Source organism: Cellulomonas jepli, from assembly GCF_047229345.1.
Lineage (GTDB): Bacteria > Actinomycetota > Actinomycetes > Actinomycetales > Cellulomonadaceae > Cellulomonas_A.
On the sequence record NZ_JBFTER010000130.1, the window covers coordinates 1 to 12555 of the forward strand.

At 75.4% G+C, this 12555-nt stretch carries 10 protein-coding genes, 1 pseudogene and 1 riboswitch; of the genes and pseudogenes, 9 read left to right on the forward strand and 2 right to left on the reverse strand.

Annotated features, from left to right (window positions below):
* A pseudogene (locus AB6N24_RS20900) lies at positions 1-1546 on the forward strand (hypothetical protein); the annotation flags it as partial.
* Here AB6N24_RS20900 and AB6N24_RS20905 read toward each other — a convergent pair.
* Positions 1515-1895, reverse strand: coding sequence for a phage holin family protein (locus AB6N24_RS20905; protein ID WP_412871292.1), 381 nt, complete (start codon positions 1893-1895; stop codon positions 1515-1517). The pseudogene AB6N24_RS20900 and the gene AB6N24_RS20905 sit on opposite strands and share 32 nt — an antisense overlap.
* A 139-nt stretch (positions 1896-2034) precedes the next feature.
* On the opposite strand from AB6N24_RS20905, the gene hisC reads away from it, so the two are divergent.
* From hisC to AB6N24_RS20930, 5 genes are all read left to right on the forward strand, one after another.
* Positions 2035-3111, forward strand: a complete 1077-nt coding sequence (gene hisC / locus AB6N24_RS20910) for a histidinol-phosphate transaminase (RefSeq protein ID WP_412871293.1) — start codon at positions 2035-2037, stop codon at positions 3109-3111.
* Positions 3112-3289: 178 nt separating this feature from the next.
* Positions 3290-3970 carry a hypothetical protein gene (locus AB6N24_RS20915; RefSeq protein WP_412871294.1) on the forward strand — a complete coding sequence of 227 codons (681 nt, stop codon included), beginning with the start codon at positions 3290-3292 and terminating at the stop codon, positions 3968-3970.
* Between the two features lie 64 nt (positions 3971-4034).
* Positions 4035-4901 carry an MBL fold metallo-hydrolase gene (locus tag AB6N24_RS20920; RefSeq protein WP_412871295.1) on the forward strand — a complete coding sequence of 289 codons (867 nt, stop codon included), beginning with the start codon at positions 4035-4037 and terminating at the stop codon, positions 4899-4901.
* Positions 4898-5380, forward strand: coding sequence for a MarR family winged helix-turn-helix transcriptional regulator (locus AB6N24_RS20925; protein WP_412871296.1), 483 nt, complete (start codon positions 4898-4900; stop codon positions 5378-5380). Before AB6N24_RS20920 ends, AB6N24_RS20925 begins: the two co-directional genes overlap by 4 nt.
* Positions 5381-5464: 84 nt before the next feature.
* Positions 5465-6019 (forward strand): isochorismatase family protein, encoded by a 555-nt coding sequence (locus AB6N24_RS20930; RefSeq protein WP_412871297.1) that lies wholly within the window; start codon positions 5465-5467, stop codon positions 6017-6019.
* A 54-nt stretch (positions 6020-6073) separates the two neighbouring features.
* Here the strand turns inward: AB6N24_RS20930 and AB6N24_RS20935 are convergent, their stop codons facing one another.
* Positions 6074-9292 (reverse strand): PKD domain-containing protein, encoded by a 3219-nt coding sequence (locus AB6N24_RS20935; protein WP_412871298.1) that lies wholly within the window; start codon positions 9290-9292, stop codon positions 6074-6076.
* A 13-nt stretch (positions 9293-9305) separates the two neighbouring features.
* A riboswitch (cyclic di-GMP riboswitch) is annotated at positions 9306-9380 on the reverse strand.
* 414 nt (positions 9381-9794) lie between these two features.
* Here AB6N24_RS20935 and pdhA point away from each other — a divergent pair.
* The 3 genes from pdhA to AB6N24_RS20950 all read left to right on the forward strand — a co-directional run.
* A complete protein-coding gene (gene pdhA, locus AB6N24_RS20940; RefSeq protein WP_412871299.1) occupies positions 9795-10934 on the forward strand; it encodes a pyruvate dehydrogenase (acetyl-transferring) E1 component subunit alpha in 1140 nt (379 codons plus the stop codon).
* The gene (locus AB6N24_RS20945) at positions 10931-11944 is read left to right on the forward strand and encodes an alpha-ketoacid dehydrogenase subunit beta (protein WP_183296277.1); all 1014 of its coding nucleotides are present in this window, start codon (positions 10931-10933) and stop codon (positions 11942-11944) included. Before pdhA ends, AB6N24_RS20945 begins: the two co-directional genes overlap by 4 nt.
* A 26-nt stretch (positions 11945-11970) precedes the next feature.
* Positions 11971-12555, forward strand: a 585-nt coding sequence (locus tag AB6N24_RS20950; RefSeq protein WP_412871300.1) for a biotin/lipoyl-containing protein, incomplete at its 3' end; no start/stop codon positions are given.

Here is a 12555-nt window from a genome sequence, read left to right on the forward strand (position 1 = left end):
GGTGAGGGCCGACCGGGACGGCCGGGCCGCCGACGGCTCCGCCGGCTCCGACGGGACGCCCGGCTGCCCCGCCGAGCCCGCCGGCATCCGCGTCACGGGCGGTCGCGGCGGGACGGTGGCCCGGCTCGAGGACCTCCGCCGTGCCGCGGTCGAGCTGCGCTGCGCCGCCGACCTGCTCGACGACGCCACCGCGACCCTCGCGAGCGCCGAGCGCGTGACGTGGGCGGGACCGGACGCGCTCACGGCGGGGCAGCACGCACGTGCGGCGCTCGCACCGCTCCGGCGAGGGCCCACGACCCCGGCGGCGACGGCGGCGCGCGTGCGGGAGCTCGCACGGTCGCTCGACCGCGCCGCCGAGGGCTACGAGGCCGCGGAGAGCGGCGCCGAGCGTGCCGTCCGCGGGCTCACCGCGGTCGGGGCGACCCTCCTGGCCGAGACGCCGCTGCGGTTCCTCGCCGGCCAGGTGGTCGTGGCCGGGCTGGCGGGCGGGCTGGTCCTCCAGGGCGCGGCGTACCGCAGCACGGGGCGCTGGGTCGGGCCCGCCGACCTCGTGCGCTCGGGCGCGGCGGAGACGATGCTCTACGGCGTCGCGACCTATCTGCGAGCGCTGCGGCCGGGTCTGCAGCTCCCCGTACGGGCACCCGTCGGCGAGGCCGTGGCCCCGCTCGCCCGCCGGCTCGGCACCGGGGAGGTGCAGGTCCGGCCCGTCCACCCGTCGCTCGCTCGGCGGCTCGGCGTCGCACCGGCCGAGCCGACGCTCCTGGTGCCCGTGCTCCCGCGGTGGCCGAGGCCCGCCGACGGCCCGCGCAGCACCGCGGACGTCCTGGCGGAGGTGCGGACCGGGTACGCGGGTCTGCCCGGGACCGTCGCGGTGTCCCGGCTCGACCACCCGGACGGCACCCGGTCGTGGGTCGTGGCCGTGCCGGGGACGGAGGACCACGCGCCGTGGACCACGAACCCGCTCAACGACCCCTCGAACCTGCGGCTCACCGCGGGGATCACCGCCGCGTCCGCCGGGCTCGTGGTCGGCGCGCTCGTGCAGGCGGGTGTCCGCAAGGGTGAGCCGGTGATGCTCGCCGGCCACAGCCAGGGCGGCATGGCAGCCGCGCGCGTGGCCGCCGACCCGGGCGTGCGCGAGCGGTTCACGATCACGCACGTGCTCACGGCGGGGTCACCCGTGGCCGCGATGCCCCTACCCCCCGACGTGCGGCTGCTGAGCCTCGAGCACGCGACCGACCTGGTCCCGGTCACCGACGCCGTCCCGCGCACGGACGCGCCGAACCGCACGACCGTGCGCGTCGAGCTCGCGCAGTCGCCCCACGTCCAGGACCGTCTCGCGGCACGGGGAGTGATCGACGCGCACGGGCCCGAGGTGTACGTCCGGTCGGCGGAGCGGATCGCGGAGCAGGCCTCGGCCCACCCGTCGCTGCAGGACTGGGACGCGTCCGTGCGGGAGAGGATCTACGGCGCGCCCGGCACCACGGCGACGGTCACCGAGCTCCAGGGGACGGTCGTCACTCCCGGCTCCTCGGGACCACGACGCTGAGCGCGAAGCTCACGACCGAGATGATCAGCGCACCGACCAGTGCGGTCCAGAAGTCGTCGATCCGTAGCCCCCAGCTCGCCCGCTCCGTGATCCACGCCGTGAGCATGAGCATCAGGGCGTTGACCACGAGCGTGAACAGCCCGAGCGTCAGGATGTAGAGCGGCAAGGACAGGAGCGCCACGAGCGGCTTCACGACCGCGTTGACGATCCCGAAGATCAGGGCGACGAGCAGGATGATGCCTGCGCGCTCGGCCGTGGTGTCACCCCCGACGACCGTCAGCCCGGACAGGACGAGGGTCGCGAGCCAGATCGCGACGCCGTTGATGAGCACCCGCAGCACGAAACCCATGGCGGCGATCCTGCCACCGCCGGTGCACGCGCAGAGGGAGACGCGGCCGCGCGCACGGAGGTCCGTCGGCCCACCGCCGGGGCGCGGGAGCGGGGAGAGGTGGCGGCGCGCGCACGGAGGTCCGTCGGCGCCGGCTGGCATGCTGGGCCCCGTGACCCAGGTCCCGCTCCGTCCCGCCGTCGCCCACCTCCCCGCCTACGTCCCCGGTGCGCGCGTGCCGGTCGGTGCGGCCGCGTTCAAGCTCTCGTCCAACGAGAACCCGTTCCCGCCGCTGCCCTCGGTCGTGGCCGCGATCTGCGACGCCGCGCAGGACGTCAACCGGTACCCCGACATGTACGCGACCGAGCTCACCGAGGCGATCGCCGCGGACCTCGGCGTGGACCCCGCGCAGGTCGTCACGGGCACCGGCTCCGTCGCGGTGCTCAACCACGTGCTCAACGCCGTGGTGAACGCCAAGGACGAGGTCGTCTACCCGTGGCGCTCGTTCGAGGCGTACCCGATCGCGGTCGCCCTCGCGCACGCCGAGGGCGTCCCCGTCCCCGTGCGCGACGACGGCCGGCTCGACCTCGCGGCGATGGCGGCGGCGGTCACCCCACGGACCCGCGCGGTCCTCGTGTGCACGCCGAACAACCCGACGGGTCCCGCGGTGCGCGCCGACGAGCTCGCCCACCTGCTCGAGCAGGTCCCCGGCAACGTCCTCGTGGTGCTCGACGAGGCCTACGTGGAGTTCGTGCGCGACCCGGACGTGCCCGACGCGCTCGCGGTCCTCGCGAAGCACCCGAACGTCGTCGTGCTGCGCACGTTCTCCAAGGCGTACGGGCTCGCGGGCCTGCGCGTCGGGTTCGCCGTCGCGCGCCCGCGGCTGGCGGCGGGCATCCGTGCCGCGTCCACGCCGTTCGGCGTCTCGCACGTCGGGCAGCTCGCCGCCCTGGCGTCGCTGCGTGCCAAGGACGAGCTGCTGGAGCGCGTCGAGTCGGTCGTGCAGGAGCGCGCGCGGATGCTCGCGGGCCTGCGCGTGCAGGGCTGGACCGTCCCGGACAGCGAGGCGAACTTCGTGTGGCTCCCGCTCGGGGAGCGCGCTGCGGCGTTCGCGCAGGCGGCGACGCGCGCCGGGGTGCTCGTGCGGCCCTTCGCGGGGGACGGCGTGCGGGTCAGCGTTGGCGAGCCCGAGGCGACCGCGGTGCTGCTCGAGGTCGCGGAGTCGTTCCGCCGCTGACGGCGTCGCTCGTCCGGGTGCGCCGACGTCGCGCCGGGGCTCGTCGATGCCGTCGAACCGCTGGCCTCCGCCTGCCGGCGTGCGCGTCCGGCTCGCTGGCTGCGGCGTCCGTCCCGGGCGGGCGGCGACCCCCGGTCGGCCGATGTGGACGGCAGGGACGGGTGCCTACGCTCGACGTGTGCAGGATGAGTACGTCCTCGGGACCCTTCCCCGCGGGCTGCGGGTGCGGTCCTCGGCGATCTCGACGGCCGGCGTGCTGCTCGTCCTCCTCGGTGTCGCGGTGGGGCTCGTGCTGGCGTCCCGCGCCCGGGTCGACGGCTCCGTGGTGACGGTCGTGCTCGTGATCGCGGGCGCGCTCGTGGCCGTGGTCCTCGTCGGGCTGCAGTCCTTGACGCCGCACGACCGGCAGCTCCTGCGTGACAGGCGGCGGCGCACGCTGGCCCCCCTCGACGCCGCCGGACGCACCCCCGAGCTGGCGGTCGCGCTGCGTCCCGGGCCGATCAACCGTCGCCGGCTGCGCGACGCGCCTCCGGGCCTGACGTCCCTGACCGCCGACGTGCACGGCCTCGGGGTGCCCGGCTGGCTGGTCGAGGCCAGGCCCGCGGGGATCCGGCCGACGGACGTCGTGCGGGTGCCGTGGCACGCCGTGCGGCGCTGGCGCGTCCGGGCCGACAGTGAGGGCCCCGATCTGTGGGTGATCGACTGCGTGCCCGCACCGGGCACCCCCGCGCGCTGGCGCGTGCGCCGTCCGGAGATCACCGACGAGGTGGCCGTGCTCGACTTCGCCCGGGCGTTCGGTCAGGTCACGGTCGAGCTCGAGACGTCGATCGTCCGACGGGAGCCCGCGGCGCGCGCGTGACCGGGAGCGGGCGTCCGGTAAAACGCTCTTGTGTCGGATCATCTCGACTCGTACTGTCTCGCGCGTGACCCGCACCCCGACGCTCGCCCCCTGGTCCGGCCCGCTGCCGCCGGCCTCGCCGCCGCCCGCCGTCCGCCTGTACCAGCTCCCGACCGGCACCTACGAGACGCGGGCCGCGTTCGCGGTCACGGGCGGGAGGTTACGTGACCGGCGCCGGTTCGCGGCCACGTCGGTGCTCGTCCAGCACCCGGCGGGTGACCTGCTGATCGACGCGGGCTTCGGTGCGCACCTCGACGAGCACGTCCGCCTGCTGCCCCGGATCGAGCGTGCGCCGCTCGAGCGGGGGCGGACCGTCCGCGAGCAGCTCGACGCCGTCGGCTACGACGTCGACCGGCTGCTCGGGGTCCTGGTCACCCACGTGCACTGGGACCACGTCAGCGGTCTCGACTCCCTGGACACCCCCGTCTGGCTGACCGCCGAGGAGCGGGGGTACGGCGACACCGACCCGCACGGCGCGGTCTTCCGGGTCGCGTCCGCCGGGCGCCGGATCCGGGAGTACGCGCTCGACGGGCCGCCGTACCTCGGGTTCCCGGCGAGCCACGACGTGCACGGTGACGGGTCGGTCGTGGTCGCGCGTGCCGGTGGGCACACCCCCGGTTCCGTGGTCGTGTTCGTCTGCCTCCCGACGGGCGAGCGGTACGGGTTCATCGGGGACCTCACGTGGCAGCGCGACGGCATCGAGCGGCGCGCCGAGCGCCCCTGGCTGCTGCGCCGCCTCGCGGACGTCGACGCCGACCTCGTGCGGACCGGGCTGGACCGCAGCATCGCGCTGCGCGACGTCGTGCACGTCGTGCCGTCGCACGACGTCTCCGCGTACGACTCGATCCCCGTGCTGGGGACCGCCGACGCGCAGGGAGGTCCGCGACCGTGAGCCCGAGGCAGGTCCCCGCCGCCAGCCCGCCGGCCCTCGGCCCCGGTCCGGACGCCGAGATGACGTGGCTGCTGCACCGCGCCGCCCAGCGCATGCGCGCGGCGACCGGAGCCGCTGCCGAGAAGCACGGCCGCTCCCTGCGCGACCACATCGTCCTGAGCGCGCTGCACAAGTCCCCGGGGCTGACGCAGGTCGAGCTCGGCCGGGCGCTCGGCATGGACAAGACCACGCTGACGAGCGAGCTCGACCGGCTCGAGCGCGCCGGGCTGGTCGAGCGCAGCGTCGACCCGCGTGACCGGCGGGCGCGCGTGCTCGCGCTGACCGCCGCCGGGGACGAGACCCGTCGCGCCGTCGCGGCCGACGCCGAGCAGGCGGAGGCCACGGCGCTCGCGGCGTTCAGCGGTGCCGAGGTCACCGCCCTCCGCCGGATGCTGTTCGCGCTCGTCGGTACGAGCGAGGACCCGGGCACCTGCGTGTGAGCGCCAGGCCGGGGGTGTACCGGTGCGTGTCGGGGGGTCGTCCTACGGTGGGCACGACCACCGGCGCGCGTCCGAGGAGCCCCCATGACCACGTTCACCGACCGCCCGACCACCGCCCTGGTCGTCATCGACGTCCAGAAGGGCGTCGTCGCCGAGGCCCACGAGCGTGACGCGGTCGTCGGGCGCATCGCGGCGCTCGTCGAGAGGGCGCGCGACGCGCAGGCCCCCGTCGTCTGGGTCCAGCACTCCGACGAGGACCTGCCGCGGGGCAGCGAGTCCTGGGAGTACGTACCGGAGCTCGTGCGCGACGAGGCGGAACCGCTCGTGCACAAGCTGTACGGCGACTCGTTCGAGGGCACGGAGCTCGAGGAGGTGCTCGCCGCCGCGCGCGTCGGGCGGCTCGTCGTCGCCGGGGCGCAGACCGACGCGTGCATCCGCTCGACCATCCACGGTGCGCTCACGCGCGGGTACGACGTGACGCTCGTCGGCGACGCGCACACCACCGACGACCAGAGCGCGTGGGGTGCGCCGCCGCCCGCGCAGGTCATCGCGCACACCAACCTGTACTGGCGCTACCAGTCGGCACCCGGACGCTCGGGCGGCGTCGTCGACACGGCGGACGTCACCTTCACGGGCTGAGGCCGGCGCCGCACCGCCGCGTCCGGCCGCGGCACCCGGCCTCCGCCCGCGGCGTCAGGACGACGTCCTGAACGTCTTCGTCGGGCCGACGAGCGTGCCGTGCTCGTTGGTCGCGACGACCCGGAAGTAGTACGTCGTCCCGCGCGCCAGCCCGGTCAGCGGGTAGCGCAGGGTCTTCTCGTAGGTCAGCGCGGTGAGCTCCTGGGACGCCGTGACCTGGCCGAACGCCGGAGTCGTCCCCCACTCGAGGTACGCCGTGGTGGCGGCGCGGTGCGGGTGCACGCCGGCGTACGGCTCGGCCGACCCGGCGGTGACGAGCGTCGCGCCGGCCCACGTCGTCGTCGGGGGACCCGCGGTGTAGGTGGTCAGGTCGTAGACCGTCGTGCCGACGGCGGTCGTCACCGTGAGGCGCCAGTAGTACGTCGTGCCCGGCTGCAGGTCGGCGACGGTGACCGCGACCTGCGTCTTGCCGACGACGGCGGCGAGGTCCATCACAGGGCTCGCGCTGCCGTACGCGGGCGTCGGGCCCCACTCCATCTGGGCGTGCCCGACGACGCCCCCCGTCTCGACCCACGCGTTCAGCTCGAGCGACGTCGTCGTGATGTTCCGCACCGCGGTCGACGCCTTCGGTGCCGCCGCCGACGTGACGGTGTGCCGGTCGACGTTCGTCGTGCCCGCCGCGTCGGTCACCCTGAGGACCGCCTGGAACGAGCCCCCGGCGTACGTGTGCGGGATCGCCGCAGGCGGCTGGCCCTCCCCGCCCGTGGACGTGCCGTCGCCGAAGTCGAGCGTCCAGCGCGTCACGCCGGACCCGTTCGAGTGCCCGCTGCCGGTGCTGCGGGACGCGTCGAAGGTCACGGCGAGCGGCGACGGGCCGGTGAGCGTCGAAGGCACGAGCCACGCCGACGCCCGGCCGTGCGCCGAGGCGCGCGCCCCGGCGTCGACGAACCCGGCGGTCGCCCGCTCCGAGGAGGTGATCCACCAGTCGCACGTGCCGGTCGTGTTGAAGACGGCGACCGCCTTGACCTCGGGCCACGACGCGAGCGTGGACATCGTCTCCCGGTACCAGCTCGCCTTCCGCTCCGGGTCGAGCGCGTCCTCGAACGAGTTCCACTCGGCGAGCATGAGCGGCTTGCCGTGCGCGATGCCCCACGTGCGGAACGGGGTCGCGATCTCGGCCATCGTGCGCCACCGCTGCGGGACGTTCGCCGCGCAGCCGTTCCAGTTGTACGGGTCGAGCGCGACCCAGTCGACGACGTCGTCGCCCGGGTACAGGTCGTCGGCGCCGACCTTCGTCGGGGTCGTCGGCGGGCTGTTGAACGCGGCCGGCGTCATGACCCAGGTCCACGCCACGTTCGTCACGCCCTCGGTGCGGAACACCTCGACGTAGTGCCGGTACGCCGCGCGGTAGTCGGCCGGCGAGCCGTACTCGGGCGAGTAGTCGGGCTCGTGGTGGAAGACGAGGTACAGCGGGACCTCGAGCGACCGGACGCCCGCCGCCTGCTCGCGGATCCGCGCGTCGTGCACGCCGCTCGCGACCTCGGCCCACGGCAGCTTCGTGCCGTTGCGGAGCTTCGGCAGGATCGACAGGACCGGCGTGCGACCACGCTCCACGGATTGCCGCACCGACACCGGCGGCATCGGGTCGTCCCAGATCGAGTACCAGCGGTGCAGGTCGAGCTTGCGCCCGATGAGGCTCTCCAGGTCACGCATCGCCGTCTCGGTGTCCGGTGCGTCGCGCGTCCCCGCGAACGCGCCGAACAGCAGGCCCTGGTCCGGCGTGAGCTGCTGCGACGCGGTGAGGACCGGGGGTGTGGTCGGGGTCGGCGGGGGCGTGGCGCTCGGTGTGGGGGAAGGCGTGGGTGTGGGGGACGGCGCGACGGTCGGCGTCGGCGTGGGTGTGGGCGACGGCGAGGGAGTCGGGGCCACGGTCGGGCTCGCGGTCGGCCTCGGGGTGGCTGTCGGGTCTGTGGTGGCCGTGGGGCTCGCGGTCGGGCTCGGGCTCGCGGTCGGGCTCGGGTTGGCCGACGGGCTCGGGCTGGCTGTCGGGCTCGGGTTGGCGGACGGGCTGGGGCTGGCCGTCGGCGTCGCGGTCGTCGTGGGGCTCGTCGAGGGCTTCGGGGTCGTCGACGGCGTGGGTGTGGCGGAGGGCTTCGGCGTGGGGGTGGCCGAGGGGGTCGCGGTGGCCGTGGGGGTGGCTGAGGCGGTCGCGGTCGTCGTGGGGCTCGTCGAGGGCTTCGGGGTCGTCGACGGCGTGGGTGTGGCGGAGGGCTTCGGCGTCGGGGTGGCCGAGGCGGTCGCGGTGGCCGTGGGGGTGGCCGTGGGTGTGGCCGAGGGCTTCGGCGTGGCCGACGGCGTCGCCGACGGCTTCGGGGTGGCCGAGGGGGTAGGGGCGGCCGTCGGGGCGGCCGTGGGGGTGGCCGTCGCGGAGGGCGTCGGTGCGGGGGTCGCCGAGGCGGTCGTGGTGGGCGACGGCGCGGGCGTGGCGGAGCGCGTCGGCGTGGGTGTCGGGGTGGCCGTTGGTGTGGCCGACGGCGTCGGCGTGGCCGACGGCGTCGCCGACGGCTTCGGGGTCGGGGTGGGGCGCAGGACCGAGCTCGTCGGCGGGATCGCCCGGAGCACGTCCGCGGTCCGCGGGGTCACCCGGGCGCGGCCCTCGAGCGAGACCAGCGACGGGTCGGGGCCGCCGACCGGCCGGACCGTCTCGCGCACGAGGTCCGCGACGCGTGGCGCAGCAGCGGCGCTGGCGGTGGACGTCGTCGAGCCGGCGGTGATGGCCCGCGCCGCCGGTGCGGGCGAGGTCGGGACGGACGTCGCGGGCGCGAGCACCGCTCCTGCCGGCGTCCCCGTCGTCGAGCGTCCCGCCGTCGTCGGCCCCCAGGCCGGCGCCACCGTGCGGGGCAGCGGCGTGGTGTCGGCGGCTGCGCCGGGCACCTGCCCTCGGTCCCTCCCGTCGAGCGGCCCGTCGACCGCAGGCGCCACCTGGCCGCCGACGGTCGTCGTGCCCTGCCCGCCGACCGGTGCGGCGGTCCGCGGCGTCGGCCCCGTCGAGGGTGCTGCGGAGACGGCGCCACGGCCGTCCGTGCGCTCCGCCGCGGGTGCGGAGGTCAGTGCCGTCGCGACGAGGGCCGTCGTCAGCGCGAGCGTCGTGAGCGCGCGGAGCCCGCGCCGGGCCGGTGCCCGGCCGCTCGAGAGGAGGGCGACGCGGTCGGCCGGCCGGCGCCCGGGTGCGCGCGGTCGACGTGCCGGCGAGCCGGCTGGGCTGATGTGCACGTGTGCTCCGTGGTTCGGTGGCCTGGCTGACCGCGGGGGTCCCATGGCTTTGCGTCCCCGCCTCGCGACGGGTTTGCCTTTGTCGTCCGTGCCCGCGCGCCGGGTGCGGGTGCGCGGGTCCTGCGCCTGAGACATCGGCGCGTGCGGGCGTGTCGTGAGCGCGCCCGGGGGAGACGCACGTCTCGCGCGGGGTGAGATCGACGGTCTCGGGGGAGGGCGCTCCGGCATGCGGCGGGCCGCGGGCGACCCCACGACCCGTCGACCGGGCGCACGCCGTGGGTGGACGCACAAGAGGCGGGCGCGCGCTCCGGGTGTCCGGTGGCACGTGCCCGCCTCTTCGCTGTGCGGGCCGGTACCCCGGGGTGTGGGATACCGACAAACCGGCACGGCGACGGTTGTCGAGGGGTCCCCCGCCAACCTACGGTTACGTAGCCTACGCTGACGTAGGTTGCTACGACCAGCGCTCGTGCCCCCGTCTCGCCCCGCACGAAGGAGTCACCGCGTGAGCCCGAACGGCCCTCTGACGGATGACGGACTCGTCCAGCTGCTGACCCCCACCGGGGCGCGCGTCCACGACACGACCTACGACCCCCTCGTCGCGCACGTCACGCCCGAGGACCTGCGCGGGATGTACCGCGACATGGTCCTCGTCCGGCGGTTCGACTCCGAGGCGACCGCGCTGCAGCGCCAGGGCGAGCTCGGCCTGTGGGCCCAGAGCCTCGGCCAGGAGGCCGCGCAGGTCGGCTCCGGCCGCGCGCTGCGCCCGCAGGACTACGTCTTCCCGTCCTACCGCGAGCACGGTGTCGCGCACGTGCGGGGCCTCGACCTGACGGACATCCTGCGGCAGTTCCGGGGCATCGACCACGGCGGCTGGGACACCGAGGCGCACAACTTCCACCTGTACACGCTGGTGATCGGCTCGCACACGCTGCACGCGACCGGGTACGCGATGGGCGTGCAGCGCGACGGCGCGGTCGGCACCGGCGACCCCGAGCGCGACACCGCGGTCGTCACCTACTTCGGCGACGGTGCGACCGCGCAGGGCGACGTCAACGAGGCGCTCGTGTTCGCCGCCGTGAACAACGCCCCGCTCGTGCTGTTCTGCCAGAACAACCAGTGGGCCATCTCGGAGCCGACGACGCACCAGGCGCGCGTCCCGATCGCCGACCGCGGCAAGGGCTTCGGGGTGCCGAGCGTGCGGGTCGACGGCAACGACGTGCTCGCGTCGTACGCGGTGACCCTCCAGGCGCTCGAGCGTGCGCGGTCCGGCGGCGGGCCGACGCTCGTCGAGGCGTTCACGTACCGGATGGGCGCGCACACGACGTCCGACGACCCGACCCGGTACCGCTCGGCGGCCGAGGAGGAGTACTGGCGCCAGCGCGACCCGATCGACCGCCTGCGCCTGCACCTCACCGCGACCGACGAGCTGTCGCAGGACTTCCTCGACGCGGTCGACGCGGAGGCGGCGGCGCTGGGCGAGCGCGTCCGCGCGACGGTGCACGGGTTCACCGCACCGCCGACGTCCACGCTGTTCGAGCACGTGTACGCGACCCCGCACGCCGTCGTCGACGCCGAGCGTGCCTGGTTCGAGGGGTACGAGGCGTCGTTCGTGACCGGTGCGGCCGAGGGGAGCGCGCGATGAGCGCCGACGTCCAGAAGATCTCGCTCGCGAAGGCGATCAACGTCGGGCTGCGCCGGGCGCTCGAGCAGGACCCGAAGGTGCTGCTCATGGGTGAGGATATCGGGGCGCTCGGGGGCGTGTTCCGGGTGACCGACGGGCTGCAGAAGGACTTCGGCAAGGACCGGGTCGTCGACACCCCGCTCGCGGAGTCGGGCATCGTCGGCACCGCGATCGGCCTCGCGCTGCGCGGGTACCGCCCGGTGTGCGAGATCCAGTTCGACGGGTTCATCTTCCCGGCGTTCGACCAGATCACGACGCAGCTCGCCAAGATGCACTACCGCTCGCGCGGCCGGCTGAACCTGCCCGTCGTGATCCGCGTGCCCTACGGCGGCGGGATCGGCGCGATCGAGCACCACAGCGAGTCGCCCGAGGCGCTGTTCGCCCACACCGCCGGGCTCCGGGTCGTCAGCCCGTCGAACCCCGCCGACGCGTTCACGATGATCCAGCAGGCCATCGCGTCGCCCGACCCGGTGCTGTTCTTCGAGCCCAAGGGCCGGTACTGGGACAAGGCCGAGGTCGACCTCGCCGCCGGGGTCGCCGCGCCGCACGACGCGTCGGCGCCCACCGGCCTGGACCGCGCCCAGGTGGTCCGCAGCGGCACCGACGTGACGCTCGTCGCCTACGGGCCGACGGTGGCCGTCGCCCTCAAGGCCGCCGCGGCCGCGCAGGCCGAGGGCACGAGCGTCGAGGTCGTCGACCTGCGCACGATCTCCCCGCTCGACACCGCGACCGTCGTCGAGTCGGTCCGCCGCACCCGCCGCTGCGTCGTCGTGCACGAGGCCCCGACGCTCTACGGCAGCGGCGCCGAGGTCGCGGCGCGGGTCACCGAGGAGTGCTTCTACCACCTCGAGGCGCCCGTGCTCCGGGTCGGCGGCTTCCACAGCCCCTACCCGGTGTCCAAGCTCGAGCACGAGTACCTGCCCGGGCTCGACCGCGTGCTCGACGCGGTCGACCGCACCCTCGCGTTCTGACCGCCTGGCGTTCTGAGGAGACCGACGTGCCCACGCACCAGACGTTCCACCTGCCCGACGCCGGCGAGGGCCTGACCGAGGCCGAGATCGTCGAGTGGCACGTCGCCGTCGGCGACACCGTCGAGCTCAACCAGACGATCGTCGAGATCGAGACCGCGAAGTCGCTCGTCGAGCTCCCGAGCCCGTACGCGGGCGTGGTCGTCGAGATCCTCGTGCAGCCCGGGACGACCGTCGACGTCGGGGCGCCGATCATCGTCGTCGACGTCGACCCGTCGGGTCCCGCGGCGCCCGCGTCGGGCCCGTCGGGCGACGTCGCGGTCGCCGGTGCGGCGGGTGGCGACACCGCCGCCGCGCCCGAGGGCAAGCAGGCCGTGCTCGTCGGCTACGGCGTGGCGGACGCGTCGAGCGCCCGACGCCCGCGTGTCGCGCAGCGTCCCGCAGGTGCGACGGGTGCGACGGGTGCCTCCGGTGCCGCGGGTGCGTCCGGTACGACGGCCGCTCCGGCCGCTGCGTCGGTCGCTCCGGCGGCTGCCGTTCCCGATCCTGCTCCGGCCGCGGGCCGCGCGGTGGTGGCGGTCGAGCGCGAGCCACGTGTTCGTCCTGCCCGGCAC

Coding starts and splice junctions, on each gene's coding strand:
- AB6N24_RS20930 (WP_412871297.1), top strand. CDS start 5,465: ATGACCACGTTCACCGACCGCCCGACCACCGCCCTGGTCGTCATCGAC.
- AB6N24_RS20945 (WP_183296277.1), top strand. CDS start 10,931: ATGAGCGCCGACGTCCAGAAGATCTCGCTCGCGAAGGCGATCAACGTC.
- AB6N24_RS20905 (WP_412871292.1), bottom strand. CDS start 1,895: ATGGGTTTCGTGCTGCGGGTGCTCATCAACGGCGTCGCGATCTGGCTC.
- hisC (WP_412871293.1), top strand. CDS start 2,035: ATGCTGGGCCCCGTGACCCAGGTCCCGCTCCGTCCCGCCGTCGCCCAC.